21 protein-coding genes and 2 pseudogenes are annotated in these 21,646 nt (G+C 41.1%); 1 reads left to right on the forward strand and 22 read right to left on the reverse strand.

Features of this window, described 5'->3' with window-relative positions; all coding sequences use genetic code 11:
• Window positions 1–105: 105 nt before the first annotated feature.
• From DW981_RS06985 to DW981_RS07095, 21 genes and pseudogenes are all read right to left on the reverse strand, one after another.
• Complete coding sequence (locus tag DW981_RS06985) at window positions 106–315, reverse strand: helix-turn-helix transcriptional regulator (RefSeq protein WP_007286202.1); 210 nt, start codon at window positions 313–315, stop codon at window positions 106–108.
• Between the two features lies 1 nt (window position 316).
• A complete protein-coding gene (locus tag DW981_RS06990; RefSeq protein WP_003061887.1) occupies window positions 317–631 on the reverse strand; it encodes a DUF6442 family protein in 315 nt (104 codons plus the stop codon).
• 144 nt (window positions 632–775) lie between these two features.
• Window positions 776–1,687: a conjugal transfer protein gene (locus tag DW981_RS06995; RefSeq protein ID WP_003062215.1), complete on the reverse strand. Its 912-nt coding sequence runs from the start codon at window positions 1,685–1,687 to the stop codon at window positions 776–778.
• Window positions 1,688–1,703: 16 nt separating this feature from the next.
• The gene (locus DW981_RS07000; RefSeq protein WP_003059774.1) at window positions 1,704–2,711 is read right to left on the reverse strand and encodes a bifunctional lysozyme/C40 family peptidase; all 1,008 of its coding nucleotides are present in this window, start codon (window positions 2,709–2,711) and stop codon (window positions 1,704–1,706) included.
• A complete protein-coding gene (locus DW981_RS07005; RefSeq protein ID WP_003060083.1) occupies window positions 2,708–4,918 on the reverse strand; it encodes an MFS transporter in 2,211 nt (736 codons plus the stop codon). The genes DW981_RS07000 and DW981_RS07005 overlap by 4 nt, the downstream gene beginning before the upstream one ends.
• Window positions 4,918–7,368: an ATP-binding protein gene (locus tag DW981_RS07010; RefSeq protein WP_003060327.1), complete on the reverse strand. Its 2,451-nt coding sequence runs from the start codon at window positions 7,366–7,368 to the stop codon at window positions 4,918–4,920. Before DW981_RS07010 ends, DW981_RS07005 begins: the two co-directional genes overlap by 1 nt.
• On the reverse strand, window positions 7,346–7,744 hold the full coding sequence (locus tag DW981_RS07015; RefSeq protein WP_003061368.1) for a conjugal transfer protein: 399 nt from the start codon (window positions 7,742–7,744) through the stop codon (window positions 7,346–7,348). Before DW981_RS07015 ends, DW981_RS07010 begins: the two co-directional genes overlap by 23 nt.
• A gap of 107 nt (window positions 7,745–7,851) precedes the next feature.
• Window positions 7,852–8,354: pseudogene (locus tag DW981_RS07020) on the reverse strand (antirestriction protein ArdA).
• A 17-nt stretch (window positions 8,355–8,371) separates the two neighbouring features.
• The gene (locus DW981_RS07025; RefSeq protein ID WP_003062492.1) at window positions 8,372–8,875 is read right to left on the reverse strand and encodes an antirestriction protein ArdA; all 504 of its coding nucleotides are present in this window, start codon (window positions 8,873–8,875) and stop codon (window positions 8,372–8,374) included.
• Entirely contained in the window at window positions 8,794–9,090 is a 297-nt protein-coding gene (locus DW981_RS07030) for a hypothetical protein (protein ID WP_008687105.1), read from the reverse strand. The genes DW981_RS07025 and DW981_RS07030 overlap by 82 nt, the downstream gene beginning before the upstream one ends.
• A gap of 90 nt (window positions 9,091–9,180) precedes the next feature.
• Window positions 9,181–9,600 carry a nuclear transport factor 2 family protein gene (locus tag DW981_RS07035; RefSeq protein WP_003060053.1) on the reverse strand — a complete coding sequence of 140 codons (420 nt, stop codon included), beginning with the start codon at window positions 9,598–9,600 and terminating at the stop codon, window positions 9,181–9,183.
• A 67-nt stretch (window positions 9,601–9,667) separates the two neighbouring features.
• Entirely contained in the window at window positions 9,668–9,889 is a 222-nt protein-coding gene (locus DW981_RS07040) for a hypothetical protein (protein WP_003060793.1), read from the reverse strand.
• Window position 9,890: 1 nt separating this feature from the next.
• The gene (locus DW981_RS07045; protein WP_003061156.1) at window positions 9,891–10,025 is read right to left on the reverse strand and encodes a DUF3789 domain-containing protein; all 135 of its coding nucleotides are present in this window, start codon (window positions 10,023–10,025) and stop codon (window positions 9,891–9,893) included.
• A 13-nt stretch (window positions 10,026–10,038) separates the two neighbouring features.
• Window positions 10,039–11,235 (reverse strand): MobT family relaxase, encoded by a 1,197-nt coding sequence (gene mobT, locus DW981_RS07050; RefSeq protein ID WP_003062030.1) that lies wholly within the window; start codon window positions 11,233–11,235, stop codon window positions 10,039–10,041.
• 183 nt (window positions 11,236–11,418) lie between these two features.
• Window positions 11,419–12,813, reverse strand: a complete 1,395-nt coding sequence (locus DW981_RS07060; RefSeq protein ID WP_048923954.1) for an FtsK/SpoIIIE domain-containing protein — start codon at window positions 12,811–12,813, stop codon at window positions 11,419–11,421.
• A gap of 64 nt (window positions 12,814–12,877) precedes the next feature.
• The gene (locus DW981_RS07065; protein WP_048923953.1) at window positions 12,878–13,636 is read right to left on the reverse strand and encodes a helix-turn-helix transcriptional regulator; all 759 of its coding nucleotides are present in this window, start codon (window positions 13,634–13,636) and stop codon (window positions 12,878–12,880) included.
• Window positions 13,637–13,734: 98 nt separating this feature from the next.
• Window positions 13,735–14,118, reverse strand: coding sequence for a YdcP family protein (locus DW981_RS07070; RefSeq protein WP_003432338.1), 384 nt, complete (start codon window positions 14,116–14,118; stop codon window positions 13,735–13,737).
• Window positions 14,119–14,133: 15 nt separating this feature from the next.
• Window positions 14,134–14,460 (reverse strand): YdcP family protein, encoded by a 327-nt coding sequence (locus DW981_RS07075; protein ID WP_005339720.1) that lies wholly within the window; start codon window positions 14,458–14,460, stop codon window positions 14,134–14,136.
• Window positions 14,461–14,698: 238 nt separating this feature from the next.
• A pseudogene (locus tag DW981_RS07085) lies at window positions 14,699–17,739 on the reverse strand (SrtB-anchored collagen-binding adhesin).
• Between the two features lie 285 nt (window positions 17,740–18,024).
• Window positions 18,025–18,576 carry a hypothetical protein gene (locus tag DW981_RS07090; protein WP_118507230.1) on the reverse strand — a complete coding sequence of 184 codons (552 nt, stop codon included), beginning with the start codon at window positions 18,574–18,576 and terminating at the stop codon, window positions 18,025–18,027.
• A 55-nt stretch (window positions 18,577–18,631) separates the two neighbouring features.
• Window positions 18,632–19,363, reverse strand: coding sequence for a hypothetical protein (locus DW981_RS07095; RefSeq protein ID WP_022024448.1), 732 nt, complete (start codon window positions 19,361–19,363; stop codon window positions 18,632–18,634).
• A gap of 187 nt (window positions 19,364–19,550) precedes the next feature.
• On the opposite strand from DW981_RS07095, the gene DW981_RS07100 reads away from it, so the two are divergent.
• Window positions 19,551–20,624: a hypothetical protein gene (locus DW981_RS07100; RefSeq protein WP_118507231.1), complete on the forward strand. Its 1,074-nt coding sequence runs from the start codon at window positions 19,551–19,553 to the stop codon at window positions 20,622–20,624.
• Window positions 20,625–20,943: 319 nt separating this feature from the next.
• Here DW981_RS07100 and DW981_RS07105 read toward each other — a convergent pair whose 3' ends face one another.
• Window positions 20,944–21,468 (reverse strand): hypothetical protein, encoded by a 525-nt coding sequence (locus DW981_RS07105; protein ID WP_118507232.1) that lies wholly within the window; start codon window positions 21,466–21,468, stop codon window positions 20,944–20,946.
• Window positions 21,469–21,646 lie beyond the last annotated feature (178 nt).

Consider the following 21,646-nt stretch of genomic DNA (forward strand, 5'->3'; position numbering starts at 1 on the left):
AAGTAATATTCTCTTTTATACCTATTTGATAAGATGTAAAAAGTAAAAACAATCCTATAACTATTTCAACAATCAATTCCTCTAATTCCATAATCGTTCTCTCCTTTAATCAAAATAAAATAATTCTTCAAATTTTTTATCTAAAGCTATACAAAGCACTAATGCCAATTTTGCTGTTGGATTAAATTGTCCAGTTTCAATAGAACTAACTGTATTCCGAGAAACCCCGACTAGTTCAGCTAATTCTGTTTGTGATAATTTTTTTTCTTTTCGTACAGTTTTTAATCTGTTTCGCAAAATTAAATGTTCGTCCATTCTATAAACCTACCATTAAAAATTTATAAAAGTAATACCCCATAAATAGAAAAAAGAATAAAGCAATAACAAATTTGGATTTATTTTTTGAAATATGTGCTTCATAACCCATAGAGCCAAATGCCACAGACCCAATAATTGTCATTATGTCATAGTAAGGTTCTTTACAAACTGCTTTAATGAAAAGAATTAAAATGCAGATAAATAAAACAAACATTAAGCCAAAAGATTTCCCTTGAAGTTTAATATGTTTTTCGTATTCATCAAGATATAGATTCTCTTTTTTGTTTTGTGATAGTATTTTTTCTTTATCCATTATATAACGCTCCCTTCAAATAATACCAAGTACACTTGTCATTTATATTATAGCATTCGGTCATTACAAGTCAATATTTTTGCACAGTTTTCTTGTCGTTTTGTAAAAGCGTGCAAATCTGATAGGAAATGCACGCTATATCATTTATCCTACAATCTTCCAGTTACTATCCTTATGTAGCACAAGCTCATACTGCGATACCTGCGTCGCTTTTGTCTGATTATCAATGAATTTTACCGCAACCTTGACTTTCACATTGTCGCCGTCCTTTATAAAGATAGGGTTTACCAGTTCAGAATAAAGGTAGTCCCTGCCGATAGGTTCAATCACATTTCCCAATACATAGTAAGCAAGCTCTTTTTCCGTCGCTGTTGGGTACAGCTTAAAGAATGTTTCCAGAAAAGCGGTAGCGTCATTTACCGTATCAGCGTCCACGCTTGCGTCTGCTTCTGGTGTCTTAGGCTCATAGTCTGATTTTTCAACTGCTGGTGCAAGGGTAGGGTTTTGAACGATTACCATATCCCCGTCTGCGTCCACATAGACTTTTACAGTATAGGTTGCTTTCACATTGCTTGTCTGTTCTCCCTCTTTTATCTGCTGATCTACTTCGTAGGTAGCAGAAAAAGTGTCCGCTCCCGATTGCTCGATATGCCATACAATCACATCTGTAACCGTGGAGCTGGTCGGTATATCGGTTCTAATGGTGTCTACATTTAAGTCCTGCAATTCCTTTGTCAGATAACCGCTGATTGCCTGCGTCCTTGCTTCGATAGCTTCTTTGCTGTTATCCCATGTGTAATAGGACTTCGCAAAGTTTTTCACGAAATTTTCTATCCCGTTGGTGTCCTGCAAGCAAAGTTCAATGATTTCTTTTTCATGGGTGGTGTGCTGGTCGATAGCCGTAAAATTCTTATACACCCCAAAGCTCACGCTTGCGACAAGCACCACCCACAACGCAATCACGGTTTTCTTATGTGTGCCTACCTTGACAGTACGCACCTTTTTTTCTTTTGGTTCTTTGATAGTTTCTGTCTGTTTCTTATTCTTCTTAAACATATTTTTCAAGTCCTTTCTATTGTTTTACTCGTCCTGCACCGATTAAGTGCTGTTGCCAGTAACTACTACTTAGGTCTGCATATCCTATCGGGTCGCCTGCGTGGTACATCTGTGTCGGCGAAACAAGAATACCGACGTGTGTTACATACGAACCAGCGTTATAGGTGGAATGGAAAAACACCAAATCGCCTGCTTTTGCCTGCGAGAGTGGCAGATGTTGGGTTGCGTCATACTGTGCTTGTGCTGTTCTCGGTAAGGAGATACCAGCTTTTCCATAGCACCATTGCGTCAATCCCGAACAATCAAAGGAAGTATTCGGGTTACTGCCACCATACACATACTTCCAGCCTTGATATTTCAACGCTTCATTCATTACCTTTTGTGCCAGTTCTCCCGATACCTGCGGAACTGCTAAATACTGATTGACTACTTCCACATAGAACATATTTCCATAGCCATACCGCCAGCCCCCATTCTTAGCAACGGCTATCGGGTTGGTGTAGGTTACTTTCTTTCCACCCGATTTCTCACGGGCGAAGCTCTCTGCAAGATTAAAAGTGTGTTTTTTTCCTTTTCCTGCCACATATCCCACATAGCCACCGCCATAGTTATAAGACTGTATCGCTACATTCAAGTCGTCGATACCTTGATTTTTGCAGGAAGAAAGCAGGGACGCAAAATACTTACACCCCTGCTTGATTGAGCTTTCCGTATCTAAGGAATTAGGCGGTAAACCAAGACTTTCCGAACTCTGCATAACATCTTCTGCCGTACCGCCACTTTCTACTTGAATGATAGCAAGTAACACATTGACATACTCGGAGATACCGTTTTCTCTGGCGTATTTTTCTACCATAGGCTGATGTTTCAAGACTTCTGCGGATAGGTTCATACCCGTAATGCCAGAAGAAAAATTGCTGTTCTCGTCGTCGCTGTCCGCACTAATGAGGACGCCAAAGAAAAGCACCAGAGAAAAGAGGATAGGAAACAGACTGCCAATGATAGCGATATGTTTCAGTTTCATTTTTTCTTCTGTCCTTTCTTCGTTACAAGGTTACGGGTTTTCTCTATGGTCTGCTGGTTCTTCTGGACGCTCTGGGTCTGCTGAACCTTTATCCTGCGGTCTTTGGTGTCATTCTGGCGTGTTTCCTGCGATACCACTTTTTCTACATTCTGCCTATGTACTGTCTGTGTAGGCTGGGGTGCTTTCTTATCAGAAGCACCAGAAGATAACGGACGCTCTTTGATAACATTTGTCTTGACTGGCTCACTTGCTTTCGGAGTTGGAGCTGTGGCTGGGCGTTTGACTTCCTGCATTTTTTCAACACTCGGCTTTGGAATGGTTGAAGCTGTGACTGGTCGCTCATGGGGACGGGTAGCTCCCGTTGTCGCTGATCCGTCAGCCTTTCGCTGTACCTGCCTTGCTTCTTGTGCCTTTTGAAGCTCCATACGTTTGTCAGCGATATTTTTCTTACGCTGTTCCTGCTTTTCCAAGCGTCCCGTCTGTCTGGACTGCTGTTCCTGCACCATGCCACGCTTGAAGTCGGACACGCTGGACTTTGCCTTTTCCTTTGCGGAATACACCGCATAAGCGGTCTGTGTCGGCATATCCTTGATATTCTCTTTGACAGCGTTTGCCTTGTCTTTCACTTTATTTTTCGTATCTAAAACAGCACCGACTTTTGAACCTGCACGCTGTCCCATGCTGGAAGTGGTATTGCCCCGATTTTCTTTAGAAGCCGTATTTTTTCTTTCGGCTCTCTTGCCAGCAACGGCACTTCCAGCCACCGCACCAGCTACACCGCCCGAAATACCGCCAGCACTTACCGCCCTTGCAATACGGTGTTCCATACGCCTAGCCCGATGTCGCATAAACAGATACGGTCTGCGGAATATGCGTCGTCCCATGCTTTGACTGTCGCCAGCATTAAGTGAGAACATACTCATTAAGTCGCCCAGCTTCATGTAGATACCAGCGAAACATACTATCTGCAAGAACGCCACCATAAAGAATGGGTAGTCTGTGGAAATGTTGTAAAACATACTGGAAATACTAAATGCCACCGTTACAATGAGCGTTATTCCTGCCCGTGTCATTATGGTATTAAATACTCTCACGATTGCCTGCTTTGCCATGCTTTCATAGCTCGGTATCATGGAAAGTAAAAAACTGATAGGTAAAAACATTGCAAAGATAATAAAAAGTATCTGGCTGAACAACATCATGCCCGTAAGCAAGAATACAAATATCGTGATACCCAAGTTAAAGAACAAGAGGAAGAACACCATACCCAAACGGTTCACGACCTGCGGTATTGTCAGATTGTTATTGTCGTTGTCCTCGATTTCTGTTTTCACGACTTCCTCTCTGGTTTTCCCGTCCTCGTCCTCTGGACTTGCCGATACGAGAGCTTCTACACGGTCTGTCCCGATTTCTTCTGCGTTGCTGTTCCCGAATTGAAGCAAGAGCCACGGCTGTTCCACTTGAATAGAAAATAGGCTGTCCCGTATCAAGTCCACGCTGTCCTTACCCTCGCTGTCGGAGTTAGGGAGCATGATTTTTGTTCCCAAATCCAAAGAAGCGGTACTGATGTCTGATGAAAATTCATTTATCTTCTTGATATAGTCGGGAGCATAAGCAATAAATGAAGCGGACAGCACGAACACCACCACAAAGTTGATAACAGCGTGAAGTGCTTTGCTGGTTTCCCGTTTTATCAGTCCCGTATAAGCAACGTACATTCCCACCACTAAGATAATGAGAAGCAGGAAACCAACATAGAAGCCCGTAGAAGAAAAGCCGTTCTCGGTAACGCCTGCAAGGGTCTGTATGCTCTTTCCGATACTGTCTGCCATATCATTGATGAAGTCCAGCTTATAGGCTTCCTGCACCACATAGCCCGTTGCATTACTCAAATACAAACTGATAGTCCAGACAAAGTTGGTAATGCAGTACAGCCCGTATTGTACCGATTTTCCGATACCGTCGAGCCAGTTCCACGGAAGCCACGACCAGCTATTATCGACGAAAAAATCAAGCTGGTAGTTGGAAAGGGGATATTTTGAATAAAGATTTTCTGCGTTTATGGTATCGTCTACAAGCCCCGTCGCATGAGCCACCGTCCCCAAAAGTGAAAGCAGGATAAGGGAGAGTGCCACCACGAACAGAGCCATTTTGAGAAAGTGGAAAATCTTCTTTTTTGTGAACACACCTTTTATCCTTTCTTTCATCACTCCACCTCATTTCTCTGTACGGGCGGTCTGGTATCAAAGGCGTGTAGCAGTTCTTCAAAGACTGGGTGTATCTGCACCACACCGACACGCCCGTATAAGTCCTGCAATAAGCATTGTCCGTTCTCCAAATCACGCAAGCGTTTCTGGTTGTTCTCATCGTCCTTGTCGATACCGAAAAACTCTAAGGTCTGCTTTATCTCGTTTATATCCGTGCTTCTAAATGCAAACTTTAAGCCGATATTGTTTTTCAGACTTTCCTTTGACACGTCATAGGCAGACTGGGTAACGAAATAAACGCCTGCCTGCATAGCTCGCCCAGCACGAACCAGCTTATTTGATAAGGTTTCTCCTTGTGCCACATTTAAGAACGCCCACGCTTCGTCTAAATCGACAATCTTAAAAATGCTTCTGTCCGAATGGATAAAATCAAGGGCAAAGGTACTAATCACAATCAGCATAGACACAGACAACAATTCAATGGTCGTGTATTCTTCAAAAGTGGTATCTTTATCTGGCAGTACAAGGTCGGCTACTTGAATGATATTGAGCTGATTATCCAGACTGATAGCATTTTCTACCGTACCGTCTGAAAACAGCAGGTGTGCAAAGTCGTAGTCCGTGAAGCTGTCGATATGGTCTGCGATATTTCTTGATATGGGCGTATCTTCACGGCGTAGCTCGTCTATCACATGGAGCAAGCCCCGACTGTCGCTCTGGGTAACGGAGCGTACTGCCTTACGAAGTACGGGGAATTTTTCGCCGTCCCTTGAAGAAATACCCGTAAGGAATGTTAAGATGTCGATTGCCAGACTTTCAGCGTCTTTTACATTCTTCATAATCACAAACGGGTCAAGAAGCCCTGCATTGTCCTTATCGCTGGTAAGATTTACGATATTGATTTCATGTGCAATCTCTGGGAGCGTTTCTTTCCAGTTACCACGCTCACTTTTAGGGTCTAACAGAAGTGCTTGACCGCCAAACAGCACCGCATAATATACCAGAAGATTGTTACAGAACGATTTCCCACCGCCAAGCGAACCGACAAAAGCAGACGCTAAAGCGTTGGTAACTGTACCTTTTACACCTTGACTGGCAAGGGACGGTTGCAGGTACACATTTCTTCCCGTATCAACAGAATAGCCCATATAGATACCCGTAGTTTCTCCTAACTGCTGTGTCGCACCAAAGCCAAGCCCAGCTAAAAAATCTGATTTTACATACTGCACATAGTCATTGATATATCGCTTGCTGGCTGGTAAAAATTCAGAATGAAGCCCCAGCATATCCCCAGCAGGACGCACCAGCTTTACATTGAGGTCGTCGTAAAAGTCCTTGACTTCATCACAACGGCGTTTCAGCTCGTCAAGATCGGGTGCAGACACCCGTATGACGTAGCTTAACTTATACATACTTTCTTTTGTCTGGTCTAAATCAGTTTCCAGCTCGTCCACGCTGTCTAAAGCGTCCACCACATTTGAGCTGGTTTCACTTCCTGCTTGATAGGCGTGATTATCAAGGTCTTTCAGTTCCTTTTTCTTGTTGCGGACGGTCGTTAATGCTTTCCGATTTTCCACGATTTCTACATTCATGCTCGTATCAACGGGGAATGTGAATTGCTGTTGCTGGAAATAGAAGATTTCAGACGACGGAAAATCAAGCTCTCCTACAATCGCATTGACGGTAAAATAGGACACATAGCTTTCCTTGTCCTCATGTTCCAATCGTAAATACCGCTGGCTTTCCTCAATCACACACCTTGTCGGACGGATAAGGTCGTAGTATTTTATCAGCGTCTCTTTGTTCAATTTTTTCTTTGGTAGCTGGTACTCATAATCTTCATAAGCGATACCGTCCCTGCCGTAAAGATGTTCCATGAGATACCCAAAATCATGGATTTCCAAGCGACGCACCTTAAAGCGACGGGAGATTTTATTTTCCAGTAACTTTTCCATTTTTATGTAACGGTTGATTTCATCATTCGGCATGGAAACAAAATCATTCATCAGCGTGTGGTTCACTTCATGGAGAAATTCTGTGAACGTCAGCCACACCGATTTTTTGATGTTCTTCAGATTGAGCTGTTCTTCCGTAACCATGAGCTTAAAGCCAAGAAAAAAGCGGTAGTCCACTTGATTGTCCCCAATCATAGATACTAACGCTTCGGTCTGTTCGTCTATCTTCTGGCAGGCAACTTCCTTTAATTTTCCAGTTACCAGCTTCTTTGACTGTTCCTGCATACTGCGGATTGAGCTTTCTGTGGCAATCTGCAACGCATGAATTTTACCCTCACGGGACTGTGCGATAAGCTGTCGGAAACTGTCATGCACGATAAATTTCTGCTCTGCGGATAGAAAAGAATAGTTGTATGGTATCAGCTCATAGTAGGCGAACACCTCATTGTCCTTGTTCCAGACAAGGTTATTGTCAATATATTTTATCGGGAACATAGTTCACACTCCTTACTGCCGTGATTGTTTCATTCAATATCTGCTTATGCAGTTTTACGGCTTTTCCTGCATAAGTGATTTTTGGTCGCAGGGCATAGGTTATCTGTGATTTCAAAAAGCTGTACGGCTTCTTTCCGTCAAAGGTTTTCTGCGACATGAACCAAGTGAGAGCAACGGGAATACCAAAGTATTTGAGAAATGCTCCCTCAATCATGGAAAGTGGGGGAATATCCCCAAACAGAATGATGATAAATTCCGTAATCACAAACCATGTAATCTGTGTAAAAGTAACGGGAAAGGGTAAGTTAAAGTCATTGATTGCATACAAGACTTTTTCCACGTTCCAGATACCCGTGTAGCTTTTAATCTTTTTCAAGTTCTTTCAGCTCCTTTCAAAATAGAAAAGGACAGCCATTTTCAGACTGTCCCTTAAAGAGAAATACGCTGTCAGTAGCAACAATGCTTGTCGCTGATCTTCCAGCGTTAATATGGTATCTCGCACATACCTCGCTTGTTTCAATAAAGCAACCGCCCATATCCAAATCTCGCCCGTAGGCTTCATAGTCAATGTAATTCTGTAAGCTGGGTGGAATGTCCCCAAGTGCCTGCAATTCGTCTATGTAGTAGTAGGCAACATCTGTCATGGTTTCACAGTCGGGATAATAGTAAATATCGTCCTTATGTTCCACGACTTCTTCCAGCGTCCCATAGTGGCTGATAAATTCGTCCAGACACTCTACAATATAGTCGGGAAGTTCCTCTATCATTTCATACATCTCATTGAGTTCTTCAATGGAAACATACTCGCCAATCGCAATGGGAAAGTTGTCGGTATCATGGATAGCGTATTCCTCATACTGTTCATTCAAGCCGATTTTTTCTTTCACATCTTCCTCGTCAATGGGGAACGTGAACCAAGCACCGACTAAATAGCCCTCATTGTATTTGCCAAGATTAGCAATATAAACCGCCATATCATCAATCATAAGCACCACCTCATTTCCTACTCTGGCAGTTCAAAGATACCGTGTTCTGTTACTAAAAATTTCCCGTGTTCCTGCAAGTGAGAAGCGTAGGCTTCAAAGTCAAAGTAGTATTCTTGACAGTCCTCGGATAAATGCTTGAACATCGGGTCGTTCATCAGCTTTTGCCTTGCAACATCTATCATGCTTTTACAGTCGGGATAAACAATAATCACGTTCCTGCAAATATAAAGTGCTTCTAAATTTTCAAACACCGTAAGTAGTGATACATATTCTTCCTGCATATCACTTGAAAGCTGGCGGTACATAAAATCTAATTCGTTGAGCTGGTACACGCTGGTGTGTTCGTGGACTTCATCAGCATAAGGCAACACCTTTTCGATAATACGATAATCCCCACTTTCTGCACCGATACCTAACTTTTCTTCAAACTCGGCAACATCTATCGGCAGGTCGAACCAGTATGATATTGTTTCTTCGCCAGTTGTTCCTCTCGTTTCCACCAGCACCCTTGTTTCCTGCATTGTTCCTCACGTCCTTTCTGTTGCTTCATCACATCTTTTAAGCTCTGGTACGACATACCAAACACATACTTTGAAAAATCTTCTAACTGTTTTATATCATAATTCGTAAGCGGTAATCGCTTCATTTCATGCCACACTTTACGCTTGTAAGAGGGCAGGTTAGAAATATAATCACAGCCGACGTTTGCCTGCATATCCTTAAAAATATCGCTCATTTCATCACTCCAATCTGATTTTAGGTAAGAAAAAAGCAGTCAATCCTAAGACTAACTGCTTTATGTATATGGATATAATTTGATTAAGTTTTAAAACCAGTTTGTTTTTTCATCTCTAAATTGAGGGTTATCGCTGTGTTGATATGGATTATAGTTATTCAGATTGCAACCATATTCTTTTAATGATTTGATTTTGTTATCTTCTGTCCATTCAATTAAGGAAATACCGTCAAATTCTTCAACGCTTCCCGTATTCATTTCATTTTTAAAATACCATTCTACGACAGTTTGATTTTCTTTATGAAAGAACTGTTTAATATCCCAAATAATGACTTTACCACGAGTATTCCATTCATTAAACCAATGTTTTACTGTTTTAAGATTTTCATATTTAGGACACCAGCTTTCCGTATAAACAACATCTTCTGTAAAAATTTTATCTATTCCTAAGTCTTGCTGTTTCAACCACATATCAAACCATAAACGAATAATTTTTTCTCTCTCATTCAAAATAGAACACCTCGATTACTTCTTTTTTCACATTATAGCACCCATACATCAGCCCCACAATAAAATTTTATGCACCGATAATCTTATTGAACAGCTCTAACAGTACATCTTTCACACCGCCAGCATTGAATACCAAGCCGACAGCAATCAAGGCAACTACCAAGAAACCGATAAGTTTTGAAAACTCACGCTTGAACCCTAAGTAGATACCGATAACCACAATCGACATAAGCACTAAGCTCTGTGCGTTGCTTAAAAACCATTGATACAAATTTTGCCCGAAATTCATGTTATTTGTCCTCGCTTTCTTTTAATTTCTTCATTTCATAGTCAGCTCCTTTGCCAACACTTAAAATACACATCAAGGCTACGCCGATACCCGTTCCAACAGATACCAGCAGGAAGTCTTTCAATAATTCCCACATTTTTTCATCACTCCTAACTTTCTACTAAATCTTTTGCAGGGGTCGTCTGCTGTTTGATTATCATTTCATGCTTTTCTGTGAGCTTTGCCTGCTGTTCGATAGTTTTCATGTAGTCTGTTCCGTTTCCCTTATCAATCCTTTTCAGCATTTTCAAGGTCGGTGCTACCTGCCGTTGTACCCACCGCAATGTACGGTCTAAGGTGTAAGGCTCTGGCTTTGTCGTCAGCTTCAAGCTCTGTCTGTTATCGCCGATAAACCACGCCCAGCGGTCATTGAGTTTCCAGTCATTTTTTCGCTTGTCTGCTTCTTCATCAACAAACCGCACATACTGGTTGATGATAGAAAAGGCAGTCTGCTCTGCGTCATAATAGGTCAGCAAATCTCGTACTGCATAATAGGCACGTTCATTTCTAAGCCGTATCTCAAAACGGTTGATAATGTCGGCTTCTTCCAGCGGTGTCCCTAACTTGACGTACTGCTCATAGTCCTTTTCATAGATACAGAAATACACATCTGATTTTAGCGAACCAAGATAAAGGGTGCGTCCCATATATTCTCTGTCGTCCTCTCTATGCTTGATAAGCTCGCCCGACTGATAAAACTTATAACTTCTGGACTTTCCGATATATTCCCGTTTCCTGCATTTTTCCGCAAGCTCTGGAATATCCAAAATACCCGTATGGTCGTTGATAGCAAGGTCGATACGCTTCATCACGCCACCGTCTATGAGTGCGTCCATGAGAAAGTCATACCAACTTCTTTGTTGTGCCAGCAGGTAACTTTCAAACTGTCGGCAACCACGCCCCTTTAACTCTAAAAGGACACCTTTTTCTTCGTCAGCCGACGTATAGATAAAGATGTCCCCTAAAGAATAATGCTCCGTATAACTGTAATGTCCGTAATCTTCATGGAGCATATAATTGATATTCAGTTTTAATATATCTTTGATGATGTGCTGTATATCCAGCGTGGGAAAACGAATTTTCACATAATCAAACAGCATGGTAAGCGGTACTTCTGGATTGAACCTTGCCAGTTCCTTATGCAGAGTTTCCAGAAGTTCCTTTGACGGCTTCATTTTTCCACTTTCTATCTTGTTGAAATATTCCCTTGTGATACCAGAAGCCACCGCCAGCCTGCCTTGTGAGATACCGTAAGCAATCCGTTTCTCCCGTAATTCTTTTATCCGTTGTTCTTCATTCAGAACCATACCCCCAATCTGTAAAGTGTGAAGTTTTTTAAGGCGACTTCACAGCCGATTTTTGCTAGAAAACCATGCCAGAAGCCTTATGTTTCCTATGTTTTTTGTCTATTGTCTATTTGCAAACGTACCCCTCTGTTAGATACCGAGGGGTTTTACCTGCTGGCGTGGCTGACGCCACACCAGCAACGGCTAGTCCGTGCCGTCGCCTTTCGCTTCGCACGTCGCCGTCCCGTCCTGCCTTGCTTGTGCAAGAGAGCCGATAGTCTGCAAAAAATCATGTCCTTTCGGGACTAAAGGCGTGTAAAACTCACTGATAACACTTGTTCCCACATCACAATAGCCACGCCCCTTGATACGCTTCTGGAAAAACTGCTTTTTCACATCTGAACCAAACAGCATACCGTAACCTAATTCGCTGATACGCCCAAGTCCCACACGGAAATTGAAGTTATCTCTGATACCGTCCGAGAAATACTTTGCGTCTGGACGCTGGCAGGCAACGATAAGGAAATAACCTGCTTGTCGCCCTAACATAACGATTTTCTTTAACTGGCTAAGTAGGCTCACGCTTTCTTTTGTCCCCAGCATTTCAAAAAACGCCACATATTCATCAAAGATAAGAAAGCAGGGTGGCAGTCCCAGATAGGCGTAGTTTTCGCCCGTCTTATAGTTCGGGTGTCGCTTCATTTCCTCACTTCGCTGTACCATGCCCTCATAAAAGGCATTGACGCAATCTATCATTTCTTCTTTGGTGTGATACACATTTCCCATAACTGTCCCTAAGTCTGCAAGGTCAGCGTTCTTCGGGTCTAAGATATAAAGGACAGCGTTGGTATGCAGTAAGGCTTCAATGAGCGTCAGCAGAAAATAGGTTTTACCGCCACCAGTCCCACCAGCAATCAGAGCATGAGGGAGTGCGTCATATTCCCAGACAAGATTTTTCATCAGTCTAAGACAGCCGTTTTCTGCCCGTACTTCATCAATGGTAATGCGGTTCGCTATCATATCATAAAGCAGGGTATATTCGATATAGCCGTCATGCAGGGTCTTGTCGGTCAGCTCACAATACAAGCCACTTTCCAATTTATCCTCTAACCGTAAAAGCTGGTCTTGATATTTTCCTAATGTGATTTCACATCGGATATGAAGCAGTCCCTTTTCCATTTGATAATAAATCTTTGGAAACCAGACGATTTTTTCCCTTGATCTGCTTTGCAGGTCAGTAAAAAAAACGCTGTCTTGTATGGTATCGGCTTCATACCACTTATTTTCCAGTATCATTCTTGCCAGCTTTTGACGGTGCAGGAGCTTCTTGAAACTGTCGTAACAGAATCGGTAATACAGAAAAACGACCAATGCACAAACACCAGTCGCTATCAGTATGGTTATGAAGTTGTAAGGGGAGAGCGTCAAGCCGTTTTCTAACAAGCTGAAATGCTCCCAATCGGTACGCATGAGCTGTTTTATATTCAGTAGCAGAAGAACCGCCACGAATATAAACAGAAGCGTTCCTATGGAAAAATGGTAGACAAGGTGCTTGTCGCTGGCTCTGATACGGTGTCCTTTGTTCCAAATCTTACGCATAAATCAATCACTCCTTTCTGGGTAAGAAAAAAGCAGTCAATCCTAAGACTAACTGCTTATATCATTATTCGTGTTTTTTCCCAACAATATAGGTTGTTACTAACATTCCTATCAGCAAAATAATTATAGCTGGATGTTTTACAGTATTCCATAATGAAATGCCACCAACTAAAAAACTGATATAGCAAATAATAGGATATAGAATAGCAGTTCCTAATGTAAATACTCTAAATACTGTTAATACATATCCCCAGTTTGCATTATTAAAAGATAGCCCTGCCATGTGTATTCTGAAAATTCCTTGTGATACAAAATTAACTTTATTTGTATCATAATATGTCGGTAATAATTCTTTCGCAAAAATGCAAAGCCAACTTGCAAACAAAAGCATTAACAAAGATATATACAAACTATCTCCCATTTGTTCTATGGAAATTCCAGAAACAGTTAATAATATTGCCTCTATAACTACCACACCGATTGAGATAAGAAATGCAAATATCCAGTTCTTTTTTCGTTGATGAATTGTATCACGCAACGACAAGTCTAACGAGTTTACAACAAGAGTTTCTACCACATCACTATTTAATGTCTTGTTCTCTTTTAATTTTTCTCCTTGTAAAAGTTCTGTTACTGTAATACCAAGTATATCAGCAATAGGGATAAGTAATGTAACATTTGGCATACTGTTTCCACGTTCCCATTTACTAACTGTTTTATCCGACACAAACAACTTATCTGCTAAGTCCTTTTGTGTCATTTGTTTTTCTTTTCGCACTTCGGCTAAAAATTGTCCAAATTTTTCATTGTTGATTTGATACATTTGTGCCACCTCCTATCGTTATTTTAACCATTTACGATAAGGTAGGCAATCTACTAACGGGAGAGTACCTCTATTTTTCTAACTTATGAGGAGAATTTTTATTTTTTCGGCTGTCCCTGCGGTGTATGGTTCTGTGGACTTCCTGCGTTCTGGTTTCCTTTATTCTTCAATACAATATCCTCTGCCTTTACATACCAGTCCACATCTGCACCCGTATAGGTCTTTCGTGATACCGTATCGGCTACGGGATTGACAAGTTCCACAACTGCATTGTACGGAAATTCTCTTAACGGTACTTCTGGCGGTACAGATACGGGGATAATTCCACCATGCAGACTGCACTTCAAATCATAGATACGCTTTTTAAGCTGGGTACTCGGTGTCCCGTCCTCATTCTGTAAGAACACATCACGCACTGCTGTAAATTTTAATTCTCCAAATGTTTTCTCTTTGTCAATAACAAATCCGTTTGATAATCTCATAACTTCTTCACTCCTTTACTTTTCTTCAACTGCTACAATATCATCAGCAACTAATACATAATCGGTATGTCCCATATCCCCGATTGCGTAACCTCTGCCGTATAACTTCGGATTGACAAGTTTTACTTTCTGCTCATACTTGAACTTCTTTTCGCCAGCCTGCACGGGAATTTCTACCACAACATTTTCGCCTTTCTGTACGTCGGAATAAAGGTTATAGCTTCGTCTGGCTAAGACCCTGCGATTATTTTTATCTCTTTCAAAGACTGGCTCGCTTTCGCCTGCAAATTCAAGAGTTCCAAAAGACTGTGCCATATCTGGCACGACATATTTCATTTCCATATTGTTTTACCTCGTTTCTTTCTATATTTGATAAGTTTTTTAATTGTGATTTCTTATTCTGGCGGTTTGGGAAGTACCAGCAATCCCCCAGATAGTAAAGGGTAAAATCAATGCTTACGCACCCTTGACTATCCGTGTTCTTGCAGGTTGTTGGCAGACAAGCCAGAATAAGCAAAAATCTGCCGTTTGACAGCTTCGGCGGAGAGCGTGATTTTTCTTTCCTCATACCGTTACCGCCTTATGATTTCTTCATTTTACGGCGTTTGTAAAGATATGTTCCAGCCAGTCCACCAGCAGACGCAAGCAACATCACGATAAATGCCATTACATTTGTACTGTCGCCCGTTTTGGGACTGTCGCTAGGTCTGTTAGGCTTTTCCGGTGTCGGTGGTGTTTCGGGTTTCTCTGGTTCTTCTGGCTTTTCCTTAAAGGTAATCGTCTGTCCCTTATCCTCAATATCCTTATGCTCGGTAACTTTCTTCGGCTCGTCTGGATTGCTTAAATCGTATAATTCCTCAAAAGTTACAAGCTGTTTGCCGTCAAGAGAAGTAGCGTCAAACGTAAAAGCAACTTCCACTTTCATAGCTTCGCTGTCAGCAATAAAAGTGTAATCACTTTCCACACGTTTTCCATTGATAAGAAGTTCTGCATTTTCTTCTTTCAACATCTGCCAGCCCACAAGTTTGTACTGTGTACCGACTTCTAAGCCCTCTAAGGTTACGGTATCAATGATTGTAACGTCTTTTCCTGCTTTAAGCTCTTTATTGCCGTCCTTATCGGTAACGGTAGTATGTATCTTGATGATACGCTCTGTGATAAGTACCGTTTGCCCGTCGTCCTCAATGTCTTTGTGTTCTGCAACTTTTACGGGTTCGTCTGAATTGCTGAAATCATATAATTCTTCAAAGGTAACAAGGTTTTTGCCACCTAAAGCAGACGCATTGAATGTATAGGAAATTTCCACTTTCATTTCTTCATCATCAGCGACAAAGGTATAATCGTTTTCTACACGTTTCCCGTCAATGATAAGCTCGGCGTTTTCTTCCTTTAACATCTGCCAGCCTTTGAGCTGATACTTTGTGCCTTTTGTAAGTCCGTCTAATTTGACAGTATCAACGATTGTAACCTCTTTTCCTGCAAGGATAGTCTTTTCGCCGTCTTTGCTGGTCGCTGTGGTATGAATAGAGATTTCTTTTTCGTATTCATCAGTCAGCGTTCCTAAATCAATCACAAGGTTATTTCTTGATACCACGATTTCAAAAGGTGGGATAAGTTCAAAGCCTTTGTTACTATCGCAACGCATTTCTTCAATGATATAGGTATCATAAGGTAATGCCCCCTTGCTGTCGTCTGGTTCAGAAGTCCCAAACCACACACCGTCCTCACTGGTCTTGCCTGCGTTTGTATTGTGCTTATGAGAAGCCCAGTCAGCAGAAGTGGAAAACTGCCCGTTATCATCAGTTACCACAACATGATTTTCGCCCGTTGTCTTGCTTGTGATCCTAAAAGGAACATCAGCAAGACGCTTATGTGTGCCTGCACCGATTTTTACACCCTCAATATCTCCACGCTTAATCTGATTGTAGATAGAATGAGCTTCGTCGGTTAAGTCCACGATTTTTCCATTTTCTGTGATTGTAAAATCAATCGGTTTTGCACCGTCAGTTAAGTAACCGTCGGGAGCTTCACTCTCAACAATACGGAATTTTCCATAAGGTAAGAGGTCAGAAGAAGTAGAAGCGATACCCTCAATATCTGTACGAATAGTTTTTACGACTTCATTTTTCTTATATAGCTTGCCCTCAACCAAAACAGAATTATCATTTAAGGAAATGATGTCAAAGACAGTATCTTTCAGAGTGGCACTTCCTTGTGGCTTTGTATCGCCCGTTTCTAAATCTCGTTTCTGAATTTTGACACCGCCACGGATAACCTTGTCTGATACGGAAAACTGGTTACTTCCAGATAATACGGCAAGGTCGCCGTCCTCGGTAATCTGTGTTACATATAAGCCCTTAATCTGTTCGGACTTATCGCCAGACTGCATATATGCACCCTCTAACAAGTAGCCGTTTGGAGCTTTCGTTTCCTCAACGGTTAGCGTTCCAAGTGGAAGAACCGCCTTGCCGTCCTGCATATAGAAGCTATCTCCAGATACCTTGTATGCGTCCGCTAATTTTGTGATGTAGTGAGTTGTCCCGTCGCTGTCTGTTTCAGCGATTGTCTTTGTAACCCATGTACGAGTAGCTTCGGCAGGGAGATTGTCTTTATTATAGAAGCCAGCATAATACTTCCATGTAAATTCCGCGCCTGCTAGAGAAGCGCTCCCTTGCGGATTGTCTTTCTGTGTTTCCATATCAATCTTGAAAAGCTCAATCAAAGTGTCCGTTACTTTTGGCGTATCAGATACTTTCAATGTTGCTGTCTTTCCAGCTTCAACCTTTAAGGAATATACAGTTTTATCCACTTTATATCCTGCTGGTGCGGATAATTCCTTGATATAGACTGTGCCTGCTTTTACCTCTACAATATCTGTATTTCCGTTTTCATCAGTCGTAAGGGGAGCAAGCTGTTTCGTGCAGTCCTTATCAGAAAAGACACCATAGGTTGCACCTGCAATAGAGTAATTCCCGTTACCGTCTGTAATGCTAGTATTACTGGAAGTCTTTTGTAATTTCGCATTTCCGACATTCAGCTTCGCCCAGAATTGTCCCAATTCCTGCCCCTCGCCAGATAGATATAACCGCCACATTCATAGCGTCCTTTATTTTCTTTGACAAAGGCTCTTGCACCAGAGAAAACTTCGTCCTGCGTTGCCTTTGGAATTTCATCATAAGAAGCTCGCACGTTATCACATTGCCAGCCGAGATGTACGCTCAATCTCTGCCAGACTACACATTGTTCCAATAGATAAACTTGTTTGTAGTTCAGTTCCTTGTGCTTCGCCATACTGTTTGACATATTCTAAGGATAACGCCACATCTGAAATCTGGTCGGCACTCATGCGTGAGCTTGCGTCAGCTCTGGTCTTGTAGCCATTCTTAAAATCTGTATTGATGTCGATACAATAGGCAGTTTCGCCTCAACTTTCATCATGCCCTCATTGAATGTAGAACCAATAGAACCGTCATTCATTACTTTTTCAATGATACCGACACGCTCTGCACTTTCCGTCCAGTATTGCTTACTTTCTGCATGAACGGGTGTAGTCGGTAAAGCAGTAACGACAGTTGCAAGAGCTAAGAAGCCCGTACACAATCGTTTTAATATCTTTTTCATAAATCTAATGCTCCTTTCATTTTGGGTAATAAAATAGCCGTCCAATAAGAACGGCTGAAAATAGAAAAGGAACGTCATTTTAGGCGTTCCATAGTCTATGAAATATTCAATTTTTTCTTGTTTCAATACTGATGTGCTGTACCATATCTTTGCATATCTAGGAAAACTTGCGTATCAAGGCTCATTCGTTGGTAGTAAATAAGTAGTAAATTGATGAGTTTGTTTCCTTGAAAATGCTGATAGATACTGTATTTTAGCGGATAATCAGATTTTTATTGTGTTTTTTTACAAAAATGTTATATCTTTAATTTTTGTGTTTTTGTTCAAATTTTTAGTTAGAATCGAGATGATTTCATCTTCTTTTGGCGGCCAAATTGCTTTTCCCTGATCGTTATCTGTTTCTGATACCCATTCAAAAGAGTTTGCTTTTGGTGCCAAAGATGCCACACCATGTTCGCCATTAGCGGTTTTATAGGGGACTTGCCATCCATAGGAACTCAAAATTATTTTATCAAAATTTTTATTTTGTTTATAGTATTCGGAAATTAAAAAATACTCTGTAGAAGACAGCGTATATGCTGTGCTATATTGATATTCTTCTCGTCCGAGGCAAGTTTCTGCGTCTGAAATGGTCTCTGTTTTGGAACTTCCTTCTTGATTGGCTTTTTTTTCTTTTTCTAGTACATTTTTAATTTTATTCAAATCGTTTCTTTGCGCCTTTTTCTTGTTTGCAAAAATATTCTTTACTTGTTGCCGGATGGATTCGCTGGCAGAAACAGGTACACTGCTATTTAAAACAAACAATGACATAATTAATATAAAACAAATTTTTTTCATGAGTTACACGCTCCTTTCCTGATAACTTTTCACGTATTGTATTGTGGCGGCAAAGTTACTTTAGAACAATTTTCTTCAAATTCCCCTTATTAATAAGATCATTATATGAAACAGATATTGTGGATAGTTTTTTGAAATAGTCACCGTTTACAACATAATCTCCACTAGTGGCTGTTTGGTATAGTTGATTATCTTCATCCAATAAGATAGGGGCGGAGGAATCACAATTTTTATCCACCTCATGAAGGAATACAAAACGCTTTGACTTATGTTTTATCAAAACATTTTGTGAGAAATCGTCCAAGTCATTAATACCACCATCAATAAATTTGCCATCACGATATAACATAGTATATTGCAATATGTGTTGTTTGTCTTGAGAAAATACAAATAGATCGATGAGGGATGTATTTATATTTTTATCATTGATTTCCCAATAATAAATAGCCGTTTTGGATACATAAAAAATCTTTTCTCCGTATACAGGTGAACTAGGCGTTTCGTTGGCCATTGCATCAATCAAACTAACTAGGTCGTCATAGGTGGATTTGGTTTTCAAGAATTTGTCTACGTCAACAAATAGGCTATCTGTTTTGCATCTGGTAATATCTTTTTCGTTAAGATAATAGGCAGTATCCAAATTGGCTTTTGGAGGTTTTTCAACGGAATCCTTATGATTCGTTGATGCTTTATTTTGCTCATTATTTCCGATATAAAACTGTTTTGAACATATAAATATTGCTATAATGCAAATACATAATGCAATAATATAATACTTTTTCTTCATATATAAATCAACCTTTCTGAAATCAATACATTGTTTAACGCATTATTTCTGTGTATCTGAAAATACTTCTTAAATTATATTACCACCTTTTCGGAAAAAACCGCCATGGAAGTTTGAACTGTGTATGTATTTTTCGTGTGCTCTTCGCATAAGATGAAACAGACTTATCCAGTGGGAGGACGACGAGATGGATGACAAGATAGAGGAGATACTCGCGCAGTATCCGGTACAGATTGAGAGCAGAAAAAGAATTCGTGGGGCAATTCTGCTGGAGACAAGAGAAGGGCAGTATTTGCTGCGAGAATATAATGGCTCTGCCAGCCACCTTGAGCGAGAAGAACGCATCAAGGAGAGTTTGATGAGTCATGGCTATCGTAAAGTGGACAAAGCGCTGGCCAATAAACAAGGGGAACTGTTGACACGTGATGGTTCGGGAAATATTTGGCTTATGAAGCGTTGGTTTGCCGGGAGGGAGTGCGATCTAAAGGACGCAAAACAGGTGTGCAGAGCAATGTCTCATTTGGCGATGCTGCATTTATGGATGAGTGAGCAGCATGAGGATATTCGCACACAGCAAACCGAAAATGCGGAGGAATTGACATCTAGCGGCAGGGAAACGGATCTTGGCGGGGAGGAATTGCAGGCGGCGGAAGTGACAGCGTTTACGCCGATTGATTTTTTTGGACGACGCAACCGGGAATTAAAACGTGTACATACATATATTCGCAAAAAAAGAAGAAAGAATGAAATGGAACTTGCGCTTTTAGATGCATTTGCCCATTACTATGAGCAGGGCTGCGAGGCAGAGCAGTTGGAGACTGCAGAGCATAACTATGATTATTTGCAGCGGGAAGCGGTAGAACAAGGCAAGCTGATGCATGGAAGCTATAATTATCACAATATTGTATTTCAAGGACGGGAGGTGGTCACCTCCAACTTTGAGAACGCCAAAGTGGGTATACAGATTATGGATTTATATGGATTCCTGCGCAAAACCATGGAAAAGAATGGATGGAAACAGGATTTGGGACGCCGCATGATCGCCTCTTATGAGGAAAAACGTTCGCTGTCGGAGGAGGAGAGGCATTTGTTGTATACACTTCTTCTATATCCGGAGAAGTATTGGAAACAGTGTAACTTCTATTATAATGGGAAGAAATCATGGATGTCGTCAAAGAGTTATGAGAAACTGTTGCGCATACGCGGGCAGGAAGAGGGGCGGATTCAGTTTCTGGAAATGATAAAAGACGTTTTATTTTAATGCTCATTTTATCTGTGCTCTTTGAGGAGATTTTTTCTGTGATGCGACAGAATAAGGAATATTACAGATATAAACACGAGCAATATTCCAACGGCTGCAAAGAAGAGTTGCAGAGATTTACTCACGTTATGTTGTGGTTTCTGTTTCAACGAGGATTGCATTTTTGTCGGGGCGTGTGTCTTAGCTGCGGGTGTTGCCGTGGAGAATGACAACGCTCCGAAATTTTTTAAGTGATCTGCAATGTACTGTATCTTTGCATCGTAGGTCTTCTTGGCAAAGCTTTTTTCCTCGTTTGTGTAAGAGATGTCACCTTGCCCATCTATATAGCGAGTGTGTTTTTTTCATTCTCGATCATAACAACGTCACCACATTCACCGACGCCAAGTACGTAAAATATAGCAGGGGTATCCGCTTTTGACATCTTATTTAAAGCGTCAGTTTGTTCGCTTTTCCCTTCTATGGACATCTGCCAGTCTCCATTTTCTTGAGATAAGGAAAAGATACCGATGATATTATGTTTATAATAAAGTGGGTAATTTACGGCAGCGTCTTGGGTGCTTTTCTTTACATCAAAATAAAAGAACGGATCACCGGTCGTTATGGATGCTGCAGAAATACGGGAATTTTTATAATCGTCTTCTAATAATAGAGGGATCCAGTCATTGATTTCCTGTTTCATCTTGTTTTTGGCATAGTGATTTAGCGTGTGACGGATTGTTTGGTACGCTGAGCGGCAGGAGGAGCCGGAGTCTGTTGCTTGGGCAGCAGCAGATTTGGGTAAATAAAATAAGCTTCCGGCCAGCAATATAATACTAATCTGTAATAATAGCTTCTTTGTCATCATGATCGTATACCCCCTTCTTAAGTCATGAATTTTATGGTTTCTAATATCATACATCCATTAGTCTTTTGATCAAACTCGCAAATCCGCTCTTGCAGAGCTTATTCGCTTGATTCAAAAGCTTATTTGCTTGTTATATTTATATTTCCATTTGTGCTGCAAAAACCGCCGCATTATGTGA

It is taken from the genome of Clostridium sp. AM49-4BH (assembly GCF_003478335.1).
In the GTDB taxonomy this organism is placed as follows: Bacteria; Bacillota; Clostridia; order Lachnospirales; family Lachnospiraceae; genus Butyribacter.

What these genes read in the sequence shown, in the direction of transcription:
- DW981_RS07090 (WP_118507230.1), bottom strand. Translation starts at nt 18,576, where the DNA reads ATGAAAAAAATTTGTTTTATATTAATTATGTCATTGTTTGTTTTAAAT.
- DW981_RS06995 (WP_003062215.1), bottom strand. Translation starts at nt 1,687, where the DNA reads ATGTTTAAGAAGAATAAGAAACAGACAGAAACTATCAAAGAACCAAAA.
- DW981_RS07070 (WP_003432338.1), bottom strand. Translation starts at nt 14,118, where the DNA reads ATGAGATTATCAAACGGATTTGTTATTGACAAAGAGAAAACATTTGGA.
- DW981_RS07000 (WP_003059774.1), bottom strand. Translation starts at nt 2,711, where the DNA reads ATGAAACTGAAACATATCGCTATCATTGGCAGTCTGTTTCCTATCCTC.
- DW981_RS06990 (WP_003061887.1), bottom strand. Translation starts at nt 631, where the DNA reads ATGGATAAAGAAAAAATACTATCACAAAACAAAAAAGAGAATCTATAT.
- DW981_RS07010 (WP_003060327.1), bottom strand. Translation starts at nt 7,368, where the DNA reads ATGTTCCCGATAAAATATATTGACAATAACCTTGTCTGGAACAAGGAC.
- mobT (WP_003062030.1), bottom strand. Translation starts at nt 11,235, where the DNA reads ATGGTTCTGAATGAAGAACAACGGATAAAAGAATTACGGGAGAAACGG.
- DW981_RS07095 (WP_022024448.1), bottom strand. Translation starts at nt 19,363, where the DNA reads ATGAAGAAAAAGTATTATATTATTGCATTATGTATTTGCATTATAGCA.
- DW981_RS07105 (WP_118507232.1), bottom strand. Translation starts at nt 21,468, where the DNA reads ATGATGACAAAGAAGCTATTATTACAGATTAGTATTATATTGCTGGCC.
- DW981_RS07045 (WP_003061156.1), bottom strand. Translation starts at nt 10,025, where the DNA reads ATGTGGGAATTATTGAAAGACTTCCTGCTGGTATCTGTTGGAACGGGT.
- DW981_RS07005 (WP_003060083.1), bottom strand. Translation starts at nt 4,918, where the DNA reads ATGAAAGAAAGGATAAAAGGTGTGTTCACAAAAAAGAAGATTTTCCAC.
- DW981_RS06985 (WP_007286202.1), bottom strand. Translation starts at nt 315, where the DNA reads ATGGACGAACATTTAATTTTGCGAAACAGATTAAAAACTGTACGAAAA.
- DW981_RS07065 (WP_048923953.1), bottom strand. Translation starts at nt 13,636, where the DNA reads ATGTATCAAATCAACAATGAAAAATTTGGACAATTTTTAGCCGAAGTG.
- DW981_RS07100 (WP_118507231.1), top strand. Translation starts at nt 19,551, where the DNA reads ATGGATGACAAGATAGAGGAGATACTCGCGCAGTATCCGGTACAGATT.
- DW981_RS07040 (WP_003060793.1), bottom strand. Translation starts at nt 9,889, where the DNA reads ATGAATTTCGGGCAAAATTTGTATCAATGGTTTTTAAGCAACGCACAG.
- DW981_RS07075 (WP_005339720.1), bottom strand. Translation starts at nt 14,460, where the DNA reads ATGGAAATGAAATATGTCGTGCCAGATATGGCACAGTCTTTTGGAACT.
- DW981_RS07060 (WP_048923954.1), bottom strand. Translation starts at nt 12,813, where the DNA reads ATGCGTAAGATTTGGAACAAAGGACACCGTATCAGAGCCAGCGACAAG.
- DW981_RS07030 (WP_008687105.1), bottom strand. Translation starts at nt 9,090, where the DNA reads ATGAGCGATATTTTTAAGGATATGCAGGCAAACGTCGGCTGTGATTAT.
- DW981_RS07025 (WP_003062492.1), bottom strand. Translation starts at nt 8,875, where the DNA reads ATGCAGGAAACAAGGGTGCTGGTGGAAACGAGAGGAACAACTGGCGAA.